This is a genomic window from Serratia proteamaculans (assembly GCF_013337185.1).
In the GTDB taxonomy this organism is placed as follows: domain Bacteria; phylum Pseudomonadota; class Gammaproteobacteria; order Enterobacterales; family Enterobacteriaceae; genus Serratia; species Serratia proteamaculans_D.
The window spans coordinates 37,289-53,575 of the sequence record NZ_SWDE01000007.1 but is presented as its reverse complement, the minus strand read 5'-3'; the positions used below and the strand labels follow the sequence as shown (position 1 = coordinate 53,575).

General features: G+C 52.9%; 12 protein-coding genes and 1 pseudogene. 7 read left to right on the top strand and 6 right to left on the bottom strand.

All coding sequences use genetic code 11. The features are described from left to right. Positions 1 to 7: 7 nt before the first annotated feature. Positions 8 to 130: pseudogene (locus tag FCL49_RS24830) on the bottom strand (ESPR domain-containing protein); the annotation flags it as partial. 726 nt (positions 131 to 856) lie between these two features. On the opposite strand from FCL49_RS24830, the gene FCL49_RS21425 reads away from it, so the two are divergent. Next, positions 857 to 1,522, top strand: a complete 666-nt coding sequence (locus tag FCL49_RS21425; RefSeq protein ID WP_174355061.1) for a hypothetical protein — start codon at positions 857 to 859, stop codon at positions 1,520 to 1,522. 148 nt (positions 1,523 to 1,670) lie between these two features. On the opposite strand, the gene FCL49_RS21420 is transcribed toward FCL49_RS21425, so the two are convergent. After that, positions 1,671 to 2,279, bottom strand: a complete 609-nt coding sequence (locus FCL49_RS21420) for a helix-turn-helix domain-containing protein (protein ID WP_174355060.1) — start codon at positions 2,277 to 2,279, stop codon at positions 1,671 to 1,673. Positions 2,280 to 3,216: 937 nt separating this feature from the next. On the opposite strand from FCL49_RS21420, the gene FCL49_RS21415 reads away from it, so the two are divergent. Further along, positions 3,217 to 4,011: a GntR family transcriptional regulator gene (locus tag FCL49_RS21415; RefSeq protein WP_174355059.1), complete on the top strand. Its 795-nt coding sequence runs from the start codon at positions 3,217 to 3,219 to the stop codon at positions 4,009 to 4,011. Positions 4,012 to 4,046: 35 nt separating this feature from the next. Here the strand turns inward: FCL49_RS21415 and FCL49_RS21410 are convergent, their stop codons facing one another. Then, complete coding sequence (locus FCL49_RS21410; protein WP_174355058.1) at positions 4,047 to 5,516, bottom strand: amidase; 1,470 nt, start codon at positions 5,514 to 5,516, stop codon at positions 4,047 to 4,049. 93 nt (positions 5,517 to 5,609) lie between these two features. Here FCL49_RS21410 and FCL49_RS21405 point away from each other — a divergent pair, with 93 nt between their 5' ends. Next, complete coding sequence (locus FCL49_RS21405) at positions 5,610 to 6,536, top strand: LysR family transcriptional regulator (protein ID WP_174355057.1); 927 nt, start codon at positions 5,610 to 5,612, stop codon at positions 6,534 to 6,536. Here FCL49_RS21405 and FCL49_RS21400 read toward each other — a convergent pair whose 3' ends face one another. After that, entirely contained in the window at positions 6,537 to 6,941 is a 405-nt protein-coding gene (locus FCL49_RS21400) for an ASCH domain-containing protein (protein ID WP_135318446.1), read from the bottom strand. It lies immediately after the preceding gene. A 135-nt stretch (positions 6,942 to 7,076) separates the two neighbouring features. Here FCL49_RS21400 and FCL49_RS21395 point away from each other — a divergent pair, with 135 nt between their 5' ends. The 4 genes from FCL49_RS21395 to FCL49_RS21380 all read left to right on the top strand — a co-directional run bounded on the left by FCL49_RS21395 (position 7,077) and on the right by FCL49_RS21380 (position 11,835). Continuing rightward, positions 7,077 to 7,919, top strand: a complete 843-nt coding sequence (locus FCL49_RS21395; protein WP_135318447.1) for a 23S rRNA (adenine(2030)-N(6))-methyltransferase RlmJ — start codon at positions 7,077 to 7,079, stop codon at positions 7,917 to 7,919. Positions 7,920 to 8,048: 129 nt separating this feature from the next. Continuing rightward, positions 8,049 to 9,401 (top strand): glutathione-disulfide reductase, encoded by a 1,353-nt coding sequence (gene gorA, locus FCL49_RS21390; protein WP_174355056.1) that lies wholly within the window; start codon positions 8,049 to 8,051, stop codon positions 9,399 to 9,401. Between the two features lie 158 nt (positions 9,402 to 9,559). Further along, positions 9,560 to 10,054, top strand: coding sequence for a molybdopterin-dependent oxidoreductase (locus FCL49_RS21385; protein WP_135318449.1), 495 nt, complete (start codon positions 9,560 to 9,562; stop codon positions 10,052 to 10,054). Beyond that, positions 10,051 to 11,835, top strand: a complete 1,785-nt coding sequence (locus FCL49_RS21380) for an ATP-binding response regulator (RefSeq protein ID WP_174355055.1) — start codon at positions 10,051 to 10,053, stop codon at positions 11,833 to 11,835. The genes FCL49_RS21385 and FCL49_RS21380 overlap by 4 nt, the downstream gene beginning before the upstream one ends. Here FCL49_RS21380 and FCL49_RS21375 read toward each other — a convergent pair. Both FCL49_RS21375 and FCL49_RS21370 read right to left on the bottom strand, forming a co-directional pair. Further along, positions 11,825 to 12,676, bottom strand: coding sequence for a helix-turn-helix domain-containing protein (locus FCL49_RS21375; protein ID WP_174355054.1), 852 nt, complete (start codon positions 12,674 to 12,676; stop codon positions 11,825 to 11,827). The genes FCL49_RS21380 and FCL49_RS21375 overlap by 11 nt on opposite strands. 464 nt (positions 12,677 to 13,140) lie before the next feature. Beyond that, the gene (locus tag FCL49_RS21370; RefSeq protein ID WP_174355053.1) at positions 13,141 to 16,242 is read right to left on the bottom strand and encodes an autotransporter outer membrane beta-barrel domain-containing protein; all 3,102 of its coding nucleotides are present in this window, start codon (positions 16,240 to 16,242) and stop codon (positions 13,141 to 13,143) included. Positions 16,243 to 16,287: the final 45 nt, after the last annotated feature.

Sequence of the window (16,287 nt, the reverse complement as noted above, 5' to 3'; positions counted from 1 at the left end):
ACGACGCTAGTATCACTGCGCCGCGGCACACTTTGCTCCTGCCGCTTTTACCACGCCCCCTGGCTAATTCAGAAACCGCCATCCAACATTGTTTTGCTATATTCCAGACAATACGATAAACGCTATTCATAATGTGTTTCACTTTTTAGATGTCGTCCGCTGGCTGGGAACAGACAATGTTGGTGGTGTAGTTGGAAAAATATGTAAATCTGGTCTCAATGGACTCTGTCCTTCAATCACCAGAGAAAACAGACAAATTGATATATTCATCACCCCATGCAGGGGCAGAAGAGGAAACGCGCGCTGAATTAACCATGTAGATACGATCCTGGATAACAACTCCACTTGATTACTTTACTTATTTAATTAATACTAAATAGGTAGACTTAAAATCCAGTCATAATTTAATTTATTAATTTCAACAGGTTATTTAGATGGCAATCTTATTATCTGCTTGCACCCAGTCATAATGGCACTCGTGGCAAATGATTAAACCAGCCTGCGCCGTGCGACTTAAAACCATCGTTAAAAATAGTCAATGAACTCGCGAGAACAAGCTTTCCCTGCTGCTAATGGTGCCTTATCTCACCCTGCATTTAAACCGTGTAATTTGTGTAAATATGAACATGTTTTAATTTTGATTGTATATTTTAGTCGCTTGAAGTAGCACCCCTTCCGTGTATTATTGTTTTTTTCTTTGGATTACCATTGCTATGTCTAAGATAAAAAACACAGGATGCCTGTGGGTGCTTATTATTTGCAGTTTTTTTTGGGCAATTCTTATTGGCGTTGCAGTCCTACTGTTCAGTTAGATTTTAGTTCAGTAAAAGTTATAGGTATGGATAGGTAAAGACAGATGAACAATAATGGGTACGTTATTATACTTGATAGGCTTGATCTCACAGGAAAAGCGATAAAAAACATCGTAAGCCAGTGTGTGAAAACAAAAAAAATACTCCATGTAAACTCTATCTCACAGGTCAGACCTATACTCATTGCAGCATTAAAAGAAGAATCAGAAGTTTTCATAATAATGGAGTTGGCAACTGACGAAGATACACTTAAGAACAGCTATCAGTTTCTTAACGAAATTTCAGCACTGAGATGTACAACGGGCCGCTATGGCGTAATGGTTTATACCGCACTTCAAGACCCCGTTATACTTAATGCAATTTTCAAATTACGCCCTGACTCTGTCATGCTACGCAAAGAATCCCTGTCCGTGTTCAGGGAGTTTATGACGAACTTATCTCTGTCAAAAACCAAAATGAGACTCAGCCCTGAGGTTGCAGCGATAAAATCCTCCATTTATAAAATAAACCTGAAAGAGTTAGACGGCATCCTGGCCCAGGCCAGCGGCGACACATTAACGTCAGCAGCCAAAAAATCTCAATGTGAATACAAAAACTTATCTCATCATCGTCAGATTTTCGCCAAGAGAATAGGGATCAAGAACACGCTTGAAATCAACCGCTGGCTAGGAAAGGTTCAATGCTCACTGGGAAACTACACTGGCCGTTAGCTGCTCATTATTTCATCAGTCGAATCGTTTTCGTAAATACACTAGCCTGGGGCTGATATAGTCAATTCTCAGCCTTAAAAGATAAGTCGCCAGGGAAGGTAGCGGAAGGTAAAGCGTGAATTGCTGCTGTAGAAGCATAAGCTAATGATTAAAAACCCTTAGGTATTGAGTTTAGTTCAATTAACCTCCCACGCTCTGTGACTATAAACCCCCCTTTATTTAGTTCTTTTATTATTTTATGTATTGAACTTCTGGAGATTGGAGCCCTTTGCATAATGAAGCTGAAGATTGACATCTCCAACCTCTCTTTGGCCGGCAGTGTCCAGATATACTCCAGATGTGAACGAACAATGCCATAGACATCACTGTGAGATACCAGCAGCTCCCTGCTGCAAAAGGACTCGATGAGATTCGCGAAGTTTGAAGACACGTGATACCATAAATTTTCTTTATTTATCACGTCCAGTGCAGAATCAACGGATGAAATGAAAATCACACAGTCTGTTTCACATCTGAAGTAGTTGCACACTTGATAATTCAATTTGAACACATCTATCAATCCATAAATGGCCGGGGCCTTTCCTTTGCTCATCAGGATATCATCTTTGGTGCGCCTAACCGAAATCTCCCCGCTAATCAACATAACAATGTTATTTTTTGATTCAACCTTGCATCCTTTTTTAAAGGTTTTCAACTCCGAATCCGTTTGATTAATTATTCTATTTTGCAGTATTTTTACTGCTTTATAATCATTCATTATGCATATCCACTCAAATTAAACATCCTGAAATCACAATCGCTTTATTCCTCTACAGAATGTTTATTAGAATACAATGATGATGAACACCATTAAGAATCAACTCAACTATTTTTACCATGTAAAATTACGCATTTATCTATTGAAGGTGTTTAAAAGTATATGATGTTATCGTAAAACCATATCTAAATGTAACCTCTCTAAATGAAAACACTTCCTATTCATAACCGAATGCTTTCGATATTAAATCAATTTCAAACAGGAGCACACTGGTTTCCCCCAACTTGCCGTCTATTTTTCAGCTCACAATTAATGCAAATTAATCAACTAATTCATCGTCAATTTCTTCCCGAGTAAAGCAGGCGTCAAACCGGGTGAAAATATTTAATTCCGGCCAATTAAGAAAGTAAAAAAATATTGTATTTTCTGATTTGTTAATATCTTCCACGTATAATTTCCGCCATAGGCGTTATCCCAGAAAACGTTGTTGCAAGGTGGACAGGCTGACACACCGGGTGAAATTGAGGGATAGCTGCTGGCAAAACAACGGGCGGTACTTCCCCCACGCTCCGTTAAACACCTCGCCATCAGTCTGCCACCTCTGCGTTTTGGTTTTCATCATTCACCTCTGGCTGCACCATCCAAAGCCCTCATCGATTTTACTGCAGCCACCCCGCTCATTTTCTCCTCCTGGATGACCAACAACCTACCTTTTGTCGCATTCAACATGGCGAGACCTTGATATTGTTGCACTTGATATTATAAGCATTCTTTGGGCCACCTTACGCAGCATACAAATCCAATTAAAGTCCAATTGATGAAAAATGTGATGCCAATCTAAATCCATTGAAAATCTGGGTACGCTATCATTACTGTCGTAGCGAATATGATAAAAGCAAGGCTACGGAAGTCATACGGAACACAGGGAGCGAGCTGAATGAGTGATTTAATAGCCTGGCTGCGCCAGCAACTGGCTCAGGGAGCCACGGCGCCACGTTATATGCAATTGGCAACGGCGATCGAAACGGCCATTAAACAGCGGATACTGGCAGCGGAAGATTACTTGCCGTCGGAACGACTGATGGCGGAAGAACTGGCCTTGTCCAGAGTGACTATCAGCAAAGCCATGAAGCTGTTGGAGGAAAAAGCCCTCATCTCTCGCCAACAAGGGATCGGCACGCAGGTAGTGAAGCATGCCGGCTATTCACTCAGTCAGGAGCGTGGCTTTACCGCCCAACTTTTACGCAGCGGCAACCATGTCAGCAACCAGTGGCTATTACGTGCTTGCCTGCCGGCACCGGCTCACGTAACAAAGTTCCTGGCACTGGAAAGCAACGCCATCGTGGCGACACTGCGCCTGCTACGGCTAATTGACGAAAATCCGGTATCTCTGGAAACCACCTATATTCCCCTGCGCTTCCTACCGGACCCGGAAAAACTGGAAAACTCTCTGTATGCGTTATGGCAATCGCGAAATATCGTGCCGGAAGGTAAACATTTCCAACTGAAGGCAGTGGCCTGCAATGAGGAAATAGCCGGTCTGCTCAACGTGCATAGCGGTACACCACTGCTGCAAATTGTACAGACCAGCCGAAATGCGCTTGGGGAAGTGTTGGCCTTCAGTGAAACCCTGTGCCGCAGCGATGTTTACGAATTTGCAGTGAGCAACGGGGGCTTAATGGCTTTACCTATTACCCCTGATAATGTCGTAGCCGAATGCTGCTGCCTGTAAGTTTTTAAAGACACTGTTGATATCGCCGTATCTGGTCATTGTCCTGCTCCTGGAACGAGGGTCTGGGGTAACGTATTTCCCGCCCAAATCGCGGGACGTCGCTGCTGCCAGGGTGCCGCACGTTCCAGTTGGCCGGCCAGTTTCAGCAGCAAATCTTCACGGCCAAAACCGGCGACAAATTGCATGCCTATCGGCAGGTTATGCTGCGGATCCTGCGCCAAGGGTACCGACATCGCCGGTACGCCCGCCACGTTAAATACCGGCGTAAACGGCGAGTGATCGAATAAATGCGCCGTCCACTCCAGGCCGCTCATGCCCGCAGTCCCTGTGCCATAGCGGCCAATCCGCCAGGGCAGGTCGGGCAGAGTCGGGGTCAGCAGCAGGTCGTACTGTTGAAAATAGGCCGCGACGCCGCGAGTCACCCGGTTACGCATCTCAAGGGCTGCGACCATATCCACCGCCCTGGCAGCCAAACCGTAGCGGTAACAAGCCAGCGTCTCCGGCTCCAGCGTTTCATTTGATACCGGCCGCCCGGTCGCCTGACTCAACCCATCGACCCAACCGACCAGATTTGCGCACCAGATTTGCGCATTGGCGAACACCAGCTCCTGCCAACTGACGCCGATCGCCATATCCACCTCGCTAACCTGATGGCCCAATCCACTCAGCAGCACGGCAGTCTCGGCCGTGGCCTGAGCGATTTGCGGATCGGTTTTGCCGCCGTTCCATGCCTGAGTCATCATGCCGATGCGCAGTCGGCCAGGTTCAGACGTCACCTGTGACAGCCAGCTCTGTGCCGGAGGCGCGGTGTAATAGGGTTCACCGGGATGTGGATGCTGCAGGGCATCCAGCAAGGCCGCGCTGTCGCGCACCGTACGGCTTAGCCCCAGTTGGACGCCAAAACCGTTGAACACTTCATCCATCGCCGGGCCATGTGAAACCCGGCCACGCGTCGGTTTAAGGCCGAACAAGCCATTCGACGAAGCGGGTACGCGGATCGATCCTGCGGCGTCAGTGGCATGAGCGATAGGCACGATCCCGGCAGCAACCGCCGCACCGGCTCCGCCGCTGGAGCCGCCCGCGCTGAAATCAGGATTCCAGGGGTTACGCGTTGCGCCATAAAGCACCGCTTCAGTGGTGGTGCTGAACGCCATTTCCGGCGTGGTGGTGCGACCAAAGGTGACCAGCCTTGCTCGACGAATATTGCTCATCAGATAACTGTCTGCCGCCGCGATATTCCCCTGCGCCAATCGACTCCCCAGTTCCAGACGCTTACCGGCCATGCTGATGGCGATATCCTTAATCAGGAAAGGCACGCCAGACAGTGGGCCTTCGCCCTCAGCTAGCGGCTGCGTCCAATGTTCCACCACTGCGTTAATCGCCGGGTTCACTGCCTCAACCGCGGCCTGCGCCGCCTGTTGCAGCTCCTGCGCACTGACTTCGCCGCTCTTTACCAGTTCGGCCAACCCCAGTGCGTCGTAGCCAACGTACTCGCTCAGTTTCATCTTTTCGTCCTTATCCGTTAGGGCATCGTCGGCTTTTCCGACGTCCGTTCCACGGTAAGAGGATTAACGCTATAGTTGAAATTGATAGATTTAATGCGAGGAATAGTTATCAACAATTTAAAGCGGGTCGATCTCAATTTGTTGGTTACGCTGGAAGTGCTGCTCACTGAGCGCAGCGTAACCCGGGCGGCCGCACGCCTTAACCTGAGCCAACCCTCAGTGAGTATTCAGCTCGCCAAACTGCGCGAGATTTACCATGACCCTCTGTTGCTGCCCGGCTCACGCGCTATGTTGCCCACGCCACGCGCACTCGGCCTGCTGACGCCACTGCGCCAGACGCTGGCCGATCTCGGCCGTTTGGTGGCGCCGGAACAGCCGTTTGATCCGCTACGGGCCGAAATGACCTGGCAACTGGCCGCCGCCGACGCGGCCGAATATGCCATTTTGCTGCCGATGCTGCCCAAACTGCGGCTGGCAGCACCACAATCCCGTCTGGCGATCCGTGAAGCTTCACCCAAAAACATGAGTCGCGATCTGGCCGACGGCGTGATCGACCTGGGTTTTCTGGCCCGTGAAGAGGCCCCCGCCGAGCTGCGACATCGCCAGTTGTTCCACGAGAATTACCTGCTGGTGGGTCGTCATGACCATCCGTTATTGCAGACCCCGCCCTCGCTGGAGCAGTTCTGCCAGCTTGAATTTGTCATGGTCTCACAGGACGGCGGCGGTTTTCGTACTCAGATCGATACGCTATTGGAAGCTCAGGGATTAACACGGCGGGTCGTGATGTCATTGCCGCATTTCCTGTTCATTCCCACGCTGCTGGCGAGATCCGATATGGTGGCGATGCTGCCTTCGCGCATGCTGGGGGAACTGCTGGGCAGTCTGCGCACCTGTCCGGTGCCGCTGGAACTACCAGGTTATGACATGGTGATGGTCTGGCATGAACGATCGCACCTGGATCCGGCCCATAGCTGGCTGCGCGAGCAGGTGGTTGCTGCGCTAGAGCAACCGGCCGCGTAACTAGAGGACCTCAACCAGGTCAAACTCTTCAAATACTAACCACATTTGCGGCGAAAAGGTCCCTTCGCGAGTAAAAAATGCCTGATGTCCCTCGCGCCAGAAGGCCAGGCTCTTATCCCCCTCGCCTTCCAGCGCGGCCATCTCGGCGGTGACGTCACAGTAACGAACCAGCTTCAGTGACAGCGTTCTGATCACACAGGCGGGCTTACCCCGACCATTAAGGATCACGTTATAATCCCCAACCAGCGGTGATTTCTCTTGTTGATAGGCGACATAGGAACCACAGGTTGCGGTTTTGTCGCCGTCGAGCACCCGTTGCAGCAGCTCATCCGCCAGCGCCGGGCTGTCGCCGAATTGCCAGCGCGACGCGCCGGGATAGTTAGCCAGAATAGCCGACTCGGTCATTGTCCTGCTCCTTGATAGAGGGTCTGTGGTAACGCATTCCGGTTTTTCCCGCCCAGACAGTTTATACTGTGCAGAATATAAGCCTTTATTCTGTTCAGCACGCTCCGTCGGGAGCACAAGGAATTACCACAAGCCATGTTAAGTTACCGCCACAGTTTCCACGCCGGCAACCACGCCGACGTGCTCAAGCACACCGTTCAGAGCCTGATCATTGAATCGCTGAAAGAAAAAGACAAACCTTTCCTGTATCTGGATACCCACTCCGGCGCAGGGCGCTATCAGCTGAGCGGTGAGCACGCTGAACGCACCGGGGAATACCTGGAAGGTATTGGTCTGCTGTGGCAACGTGACGATCTGCCGGAAGAACTGGCGGCCTACATGAGTGTAGTGCACCACTTTAACCGTACCGAAAAGCTGCGCTACTACCCTGGCTCACCGCTGATTGCCCGCCAGCTGCTGCGCCCGCAGGATAAAATCCACCTGACCGAACTGCACCCGAGCGACTTCCCGCTGCTGCGCAGCGAGTTCCAGAAGGACGAACGCGCCAAGGTACAACGCGCCGATGGCTACCAGCAGTTGAAATCCCAACTGCCGCCGCTGTCGCGCCGCGGGCTGATCCTGATGGACCCGCCGTACGAGATGAAGACCGATTACCAGGACGTGATCAAAGGCCTGCAAGAAGGCCACAAGCGCTTTGCCACCGGCACTTACGCGTTGTGGTATCCAGTGGTGATGCGCCAGCAGATCAAACGTATGCTCAAAGAGCTGGAAGCCACCGGCATCCGCAATATTCTGCAGATCGAACTGGCGGTAAAACCCGACAGTGACCAACGCGGCATGACTGCCTCCGGCATGATCGTGATTAACCCGCCTTGGAAGCTGGAACAGCAAATGAAAAACGTGCTGCCATGGCTGCACAAAATATTGGTGCCGTCGGGCCATGGTCACCATTTGGTGAACTGGGTGGTGCCGGAATAAGCATCCGGGGCGCGGCCTGCCGCGCCTTTACCCCACCTATCACAGCCATCGACGCAATCTTTGCGACAAACCTGCATCAGGCGTTAAACTCTTACGCTCTTCGATTCACACAATTCATGGAAATCCCAGATGACCAAACATTACGATTATCTAGCAATTGGCGGCGGCAGCGGCGGCATAGCATCAATCAACCGGGCAGCCATGTACGGCCAGAAATGCGCGCTGATTGAAGCCAAAGAACTGGGCGGCACCTGCGTCAACGTGGGTTGTGTACCGAAAAAGGTTATGTGGCATGCGGCGCAAATCGCCGAGGCCATTCATCTGTACGGCCCGGACTACGGTTTCGATACCACCGTCAACGCCTTTGACTGGAAAAAGCTGGTGGCTAACCGCACCGCTTATATCGACCGCATCCATAATTCCTACGACAACGTGCTGGGCAAAAACAAAGTCGACGTGATCAAAGGCTTTGCGCGCTTTATCGACGCCCACACGGTTGAAGTCAACGGTGAGAAAATCACCGCCGACCATATTCTGATCGCCACCGGCGGGCGCCCAAGCCATCCGGACATTCCGGGCGCAGAATATGGCATCGACTCAGACGGTTTCTTCGATTTGGACGCCATGCCAAAACGCGTTGCCATTGTGGGCGCGGGCTATATCGCGGTGGAAATCGCCGGTGTGCTGAATGCACTGGGTGCCGAAACGCACCTGTTCGTGCGTAAACACGCGCCGCTGCGCAGCTTCGATCCGATGATTGTCGAAACCCTGGTGGAAGTGATGAACACCGAAGGGCCAAGCCTGCACACCGAGTCGGTGCCGAAGGCCATCGTCAAAAACGCCGACGGTAGCCTGACGCTGCAGTTGGAAAACGGCAAGGAATTCACCGTCGACAGCCTGGTGTGGGCGATCGGCCGTGAACCGGCGACCGATAATCTGAACCTGGCCGTTACCGGGGTGAAAACCAACGAAAATGGCTACATCGACGTCGATAAATACCAGAACACCAACGTAGCGGGCATTTATGCCGTAGGTGACAACACCGGCGCCGTTGAACTGACCCCGGTTGCCGTGGCCGCCGGTCGCCGCCTGTCCGAACGCCTGTTCAACAACAAGCCGGAAGAACACCTGGATTACAGCAACATCGCTACCGTGGTGTTCAGCCACCCACCAATCGGCACTATCGGCCTGACCGAGCCGGAAGCCATCGAGAAATTCGGTGCGGACAGCGTGAAAGTGTATAAATCTTCCTTCACCGCCATGTACAGCGCCGTGACGCAGCACCGTCAACCGTGCCGCATGAAGCTGGTATGCGTGGGTAAAGAAGAGAAGATTGTTGGCCTGCACGGCATTGGCTTCGGCATGGACGAGATCCTGCAGGGCTTCGCCGTGGCGATTAAAATGGGCGCCACCAAGAAAGACTTCGACAACACCGTGGCGATCCACCCGACCGCCGCCGAAGAATTTGTGACTATGCGCTAAGCGCAAAAATCAGCACAAACCGAGGCCAGGGTAATCCCTGGCCTTTTCTTTTCGTGCTCTTTACCATTCCCTTCAACACAAACTGTTATTTTCTGCCATTATTTTGCCTGATCAATGGGCGGAGCTCATGTAAGCATCCGCGACACTGGAGAACACCGATGCTGTTCAAACTATTTAAAAACATCACGTTGGCATTTTTTGCATTGATGGTCGTCCAATCCAGCGCGCTGAGTTTTACTCTGGAAGTCTCGGGCAACATCCAAAACACCACCGACCCGGTAAAGAAAAGCTATCTGTTTACCGATAAACAACTGTTGGCGATGCCGGTGAGCAGCATCACCACCTCAACCTCCTGGACGCCGCAAAGAAAGTTCGAAGGGGTTGCCGTAGCGGACATTCTGGCACGTGTCGGGGCCAAAGGCAGCACGCTGACGTTTTATGCGTTGAATGATTACTACATCGACGTGCCGCTGTCCGACGTCGAGAAATACAATATGATTTTGGCCTACAAGATGGATGGCGAAATGCTGAAGATCCGAAACTTCGGCCCGCTGTTTTTGGTTTATCCCAGGGATGCCGCAGGGCCTGAGTTGAATTCCCCGCTGTATAACTCACGCTTTATCTGGCAAGTGGACAGGATAGTGATCAAATGAAGCTCACAGGGTTTAAAAGCAACAGCAGGCTGGCGATCCCGGCTATTTTTGCCGCACTGTTTTTGGTGGCCTCTACGGTGACGCTGTATTACTACAGCGCAACCCTGTCAAAGAAGGGGCTGTATGCTATCGCCGGCACCCAGGAGAACTACTCCTGGTCGATCGCCAAATTCTCCATCAAGCTGGCTGAGTTTGAGACGCTGGTCGAACAGCAGAAAAACGCACCGAAGGTGGATAGCGAAGATCTGCGGCTTAAATTTGAAATCCTTTATTCTCGCTTTTACGTACTGGAAACGGTGTCCGAATCCACCCAGCCACTGTACGCCGAACCGGGTTATCCCGAAGTGATCGCACACATGCGCGAGAAAATGGATCAGATTGATAATTTGCTCAACAGCCCGAAGATTGATTTCTCGCTTATTTCGCAGGCCATGAGGCAAATCAAGCCCTATGCGATTGAGATGGCCAATCTGACCGATCACGCCGAAGTGAAGCAGCGCACCGCCGCCTACGAAGACTATATCGAAAAACGACACATCATTTTTTATGGTCTGGTGATTGTGATGTTCTCGGTGATCGCGCTGATCGCCATCACCCTGATTGTGCTGCGCCAGCAGCGCCTGACCATCCGGCAGCAGGCCAAAGCGATTGAGGCGGAGAAAGCCACTCGCACCAAAAATGCCTTCCTGGGAGCCATTGGTCACGAGCTGCGCACCTCGCTGCAGAGCATTATGTCTGCCATTGATGTGCTGGTGAATACCAAGGTGTCGGCCGAACATGCGGATACTTTCCAACGACTGGAAACCGCCGCGCAGCAAATTGAAAGCCAGATGAAAGATCTGACTGATTACGCTCATCTGGACAGCGGGATGATGGAACTACGTATCGCTCCCTTCGACGTGCAGCGGCTGGTCGAAGAAACGGCGAATGAAATTAATACGCTGAGTCAGAAAGAACAGGTGACGCTACTGTGTGAAGTGGAGTGCGGCCATCTGCAGATACATTCCGACCCACTGCGCATCAGGCAGATTATCGTCAACCTGCTGACCAACGCATTCAAATATACCGAGAGCGGCACCATCACGCTGTATAGCAGCCTGCGGCGGCAACCCAGCGGCAATTCACTGATTATTGAAGTTACTGATACCGGCATCGGCATCGAAAAAGAGATGCTCGACCAGATATTCCAGCCCTTCACTCAGCTTGATCAGTCACATACCCGGCAGTATGGCGGCGTCGGCATGGGGCTGGCGATTGTCCACGGGCTGGTCACGCTGCTCGACGGCAGTATTACCGTCTACAGTGAGCCCAAAAAAGGCAGTACCTTTATCGTCAGTATTCCGGTTGAAATCAGCAATGAAGAACAGCGGGACGAAATACCTCACCACCACCAGGGCCTGGGGCAAAAACAGCAACATATCCTGGTGGTTGATGACAACAAATCGGTGAGTGACGCCTTCGCGGCGCTGCTGGACAAGCTCGGCTATCAACATGAACTGTGCAATTCGTCGGAACGGGCGCTGCAAAAGCTGCTCAGGCGCCCCTACGACGCGTTACTGCTGGATCTGCAAATGCCCGGCATTGACGGTGCCGCGCTGGCTAAACAATTACGCAACCAACGTGGCCCCAATCGCGGTATTCCTATCGTGGGCATCAGCGCTTATACCCCGGAACAACTGTCTGCCGAACAGCGGGCGCTGTTCGACAATTACTTGATGAAGCCGGTCAGGCTGGACGCGTTGTCTTCCGCTCTGGCTTCACTACTGGCCACTAAAGATTAAAACAGCGCAACAGTGCGGCTTCAATCACATGGAGCCGTACTGGCTTTTCATAAGGGCCCAGTACGTCATAGTCACGCATCGCCCTGGCGATTTCAGACTCACGCTGATCGGTCCCTAACTGGCCGGTGAGGACCAATACCGGCGCATCCGGGTTATCCGAGGTGCGGATGGCTGCAATACATTGGTCTGCCGTTTCCTGACCAATCAACCAGTCGACCACATAACCATCGAACAGGCTCTGCTGCAACGCCAGGTTAAAACTGCTGACATCATAAAATGCCACCGCATGAAAACCACGGCTGTTCAGGTATTTTGTCAGCTCATCGGCCGCCTGGTGTGAATCATCAAGTACCGCAATGCTCAGGCGCTCATCTTCAACGGCGGCTGAGCGAAGCTCTATCAGCTCCACGCAAAAACGCTGCCCCAGCGGCGCATCATCCGCGCGATAAAGACACCATTGCCCTGCCTGCTGCAACGCGACATATTCCGACGAACGTCCGCCAACCAGCTCATGACCGATATAACCTACACAGGCCAGTTCCACGCCACCCACGTAAAAGATGGCATCTCGCACCATAGTTTGCGCAGAGATGTCATTTTCAGTGCCGGTGTCCACGATCGCGGCAGGCGTTTCCCCTAATGCCGCAGCGACGTTGTTAATTTGCTCCAGAGTCCAGGGACTTTGCCCCTTTAGCTTACGATGCGCATGCGAAAAACTCAGGTCCAGAATGCGGCTGAGCTCTTTGGCATGCTGACGCTTACCAATCCCATAATGTACAAACAGTTCCCTGACCCGGTTTGCTATCGACTGTGAATCGAATTTCTGGTGATTGTTATCCATTTTTTCCTTCGATTTTTTTTGCTGTTTTTTCAGTCGTTTTCATACTTGCCGTGCAAAAAAGCGATCCAAAACTGGTATATGGTACAATGTATAACCTAAACATTGCTTGACATACCACATTATATAGTCAAACATGGTATCAGAAGAGACACACAGCAACACCACAATAAAAATATAACAATAGTAAGATCGCATCACCAATAATCATAATGACACCAGGGAAAGCTCGTTTCAGTTACGACGTAGAGAATGTATGCAATAGATCCTCGTCGTAATTTGGGCCGTAGCGCTAAAATATGTTTTACCCCACTTTGAACCGGGATCCGCAAGGGTCCCGGTTTTTTTATTGCCGCTTTAACCCCCACCGCGTGCTGCAGCATAGGTGATCCCTGCCGTTAAAATGCAAAAAAATAGGGCCAGCAAGCTGGCCCCAGTGTTAGGTAACAAAAATTAAGATAAGTAGATCAGAATTTCCAGGTGAAACCAGCGTTGACGCTGTTGTCCTGGTAGTTTTGCGACAGCAACCCGCCGTAACCCAGTGACAGCGTGGCGTTTTTGTTCACCGCCACTTCCGCACTGGCTTTCAGCACCGCACCGTCGCGAGAGGCCGACACGCTGTTCACCACGAAGGGAGAAGTGCCGCCGTTGAAACGCAACCCGGTGCCGCGATCCAAATCGCCGTACTGATGCTGCCAGCCCAGTTCACTGCGCAGTGCCACGCTGGTGGTTTTGCTCGCCTGCCACTCGGTATCCGCACGCAGTCCCAGCGTCGATACCGTGGCATCCGTGTGCTGTTTGTCGCCGTGCAGCGCCGCTGCCCCGCCGTCTTCCGAGATACCGTTGTTCTGGAAGTTGATGTACGCCAGGTTGGCGAACGGCTCCAGATTCACCCAGTCAGCCTTCACGCTGTAACCCGCTTCGGCAAACACCTGCTCGGTACGCGCGCTGTATTTCGCGGTTTCGCGATCTGACTGCATGCCGTAATTGACCGAGCGTGAGGTATCAAAGCGGTGCCAGGTGTAGCCACCGCCGGCACGCAGCGCCAGCTCACCGAACTGTTTGCCGCCGTACACCGCCAGGTGGTAGTTGTCGCTGTCGGCATTCGAGCCGTAGCCGCCGTCCAGCGAGGTCCGCGTGTAACCGGTCGCCACACCCATGCGCCAGTCGTCCGCCAATGCCGAGTCCAGCCCCACCAGCACGCCGTAGGTCGAGGCCTGATAGCCCGTCGCATTGGCGTCGCCCGATGCATGGTCCCAGGCCCCCAGCAACTGCGCCCAGGCACCGCCGTCGTCGTCCGCCTTGATGTCCGGCGAGGTCGCCAGCCCTTCCGCCTGCCGCAGACGGCCGTTCAACGCATCACGCAGGTAACGGCTGTCGTTGAGCTGTGCCGAGGCGATATCCGCGTGGATCTGCCCGGACAGCTGACGGAACGCCTGACGCGCTTCCCCAGCCGAACCGGCGTTGAGGATGCTCTCGTACACCGGGTTTCCCGCCGCCAGGGCATCCGCCGCTGCCGCCACCGCACGTTCGTTCTGGGTGGCTGCCACGCTGGCAAAACTGGTGTCGTTACGGCCGACGTTCAGCGTTACCTGATTGGGTTGATAGGTCAGCCCGGTGCCGAGGAACAGGTAGTTCGGTGCCACCGAATCAAACCGTCCGCTGATGCCCTGCTGGGCGGTCAGAATGTTGTATTGCTGGCCGAGCAGGCTGCGAACTTCGCTTTGCGACAGCAGATTGGTGCTGTTCTCCAGCGAGACAGCCACTTCACCGCCACCGATCGTTGCCGATCCGCTGCTTTGGATCCGATCGCTCTGGCCATTGGGCGCCACTTCCACCGCGTAGCGAGAACCCGGCTCGAAGCTGACGTTACGAGTGACATTCAGCGTGCCGATCGAGTTACCCGGTGCCACGGTACCGCCGCTGCGGGCGGTCAGTGACCCTACCGTACCGGAGCCACCCAGCACGCCAGCGTTTTGCACCGTAACATCCGAAGTCACTGAGCCGTTAACCGCCAGCAGGCCGGTATTCACCCAGGTCGGGCCGGAATAGGTATTGGTACCGGTCAGTACCAGCGCCCCCTGGCCCTCCTTGGTCAGGCCACCATGGCCGTAGATGTCATTGGAATAGACCTCCACCGCACAGTGGTAGTCATCACAAGTGCGAGCTTGCAAAGTGCCTTGATCGATTTGCGCCCCGAAGCCGGGAATGTTGGCAACAAACTGTGACGAGCCGTAAGCCACGCCTGTCGGATCCGGAATGCGGAACTCTTCAGGAATATCTTCGACGGTATAGAACATGCCCGGACCGTTAATCGCCTTGCCCAGATTGATCATCCCCCAGCCGTAAAGTGCATCAATGCCCGGTGCGCCCATATCGGTGGCGGTGGTCTTCAACACGTCGGCAATTTGCGCCGACGTCATGTACGGGAAACGCTGCAACAACACGGCAACCGCACCGGTCACGTGTGGCGTCGCCATGGAGGTACCATTTTTATTGCCATAGTCCGAGACCAATTGATGCGGATCGGAACCGTTGGCCACGGTGCTGTAGATTTTACTGCCCGGTGACGAAACGCAGAAACTGGCGGTGTAACCACAGCGTGAAGAGAAGCTGCTGATGGTATAAGGCACGCTGTTGGTAGAGGCCTCATCCTGCGCAACGCTGGCAACCGACAACCAGTTAGGCGCAATATCCGGCACAAAATAGGCCAGGCCGCTGATCACGTCCGGTTGGTTGTAGTTGCCGTCGTTACCTGCAGCGAACAGCACCAAAATGTTTTTACGTGCCGCATCGATAGCGCCTTGATAACCCGCACCCGCCAGGCTGCCCAGCAGCGGTTTCACCTGATCAAACTGTTCCTGTGCGTCTTTCAGTTCGAAATGCAGCGCGTCTGGCTTTTTGCCATTATCCGACAGGAAATCGGGAATACTGACGCCCCAACTGTTATTGATGACCCGCACGCCATTGTTGATCATCGCCTGCCAACCGGCGTTGGTTACGCTGCCATCCAGCCCGAGGAATTCACCATAGGCCGGGCCATCGTTGTCGTTATCAACGCTGATTATCTGTGAATCAAAGGCCACGCCATGCATGCCGGTGCCGTCGCGGTTGGCCCCGCTGATGCCGGCCACGTGTACGCCGTGGTTACTCAACATGCCCTGTGAACCACTGTAGAAATGGAAGGTGCCGTCGAAGTAAAAACGATCGCCGGCCTTAATCCCCTCGCGATGCGGATCGGTATAGGCGCGATTACCCTGAGTCACCACGTTCACCAGTTTGCCGTCACCGGCGAATTCAGGGTGCTGGTTCACCGGGGTATCGAAGATGCCCACCTTTTGCCCTTTACCGGTATAACCCGCGGCATAGGCCTCGTCAGCGTGAATGGCCCCCAGCCCCCAGTTGGCATTGAACTCATTACTGCGCCAGCTTGCCGGATCGCCTATCTTGCCGCCTTCCGTATAGGGTGCAGCCTGTACGCCACCGGCCGCCAACAGTGCGCATAACAAAGCGTTCAGTTTCCATGTCGGCGTCAATGCCGGTTTATTCTTTCCTGTAGCTTGCTTCATTCCCTTATCCTTTTTTGTTTTAGCCAAACCGCCTCCCGACGAGGC

What these genes read in the sequence shown, in the direction of transcription:
- FCL49_RS21425 (WP_174355061.1), top strand. Translation starts at nt 857, where the DNA reads ATGAACAATAATGGGTACGTTATTATACTTGATAGGCTTGATCTCACA.
- FCL49_RS21420 (WP_174355060.1), bottom strand. Translation starts at nt 2,279, where the DNA reads ATGAATGATTATAAAGCAGTAAAAATACTGCAAAATAGAATAATTAAT.
- FCL49_RS21415 (WP_174355059.1), top strand. Translation starts at nt 3,217, where the DNA reads ATGAGTGATTTAATAGCCTGGCTGCGCCAGCAACTGGCTCAGGGAGCC.
- FCL49_RS21410 (WP_174355058.1), bottom strand. Translation starts at nt 5,516, where the DNA reads ATGAAACTGAGCGAGTACGTTGGCTACGACGCACTGGGGTTGGCCGAA.
- FCL49_RS21405 (WP_174355057.1), top strand. Translation starts at nt 5,610, where the DNA reads ATGCGAGGAATAGTTATCAACAATTTAAAGCGGGTCGATCTCAATTTG.
- FCL49_RS21400 (WP_135318446.1), bottom strand. Translation starts at nt 6,941, where the DNA reads ATGACCGAGTCGGCTATTCTGGCTAACTATCCCGGCGCGTCGCGCTGG.
- FCL49_RS21395 (WP_135318447.1), top strand. Translation starts at nt 7,077, where the DNA reads ATGTTAAGTTACCGCCACAGTTTCCACGCCGGCAACCACGCCGACGTG.
- gorA (WP_174355056.1), top strand. Translation starts at nt 8,049, where the DNA reads ATGACCAAACATTACGATTATCTAGCAATTGGCGGCGGCAGCGGCGGC.
- FCL49_RS21385 (WP_135318449.1), top strand. Translation starts at nt 9,560, where the DNA reads ATGCTGTTCAAACTATTTAAAAACATCACGTTGGCATTTTTTGCATTG.
- FCL49_RS21380 (WP_174355055.1), top strand. Translation starts at nt 10,051, where the DNA reads ATGAAGCTCACAGGGTTTAAAAGCAACAGCAGGCTGGCGATCCCGGCT.
- FCL49_RS21375 (WP_174355054.1), bottom strand. Translation starts at nt 12,676, where the DNA reads ATGGATAACAATCACCAGAAATTCGATTCACAGTCGATAGCAAACCGG.
- FCL49_RS21370 (WP_174355053.1), bottom strand. Translation starts at nt 16,242, where the DNA reads ATGAAGCAAGCTACAGGAAAGAATAAACCGGCATTGACGCCGACATGG.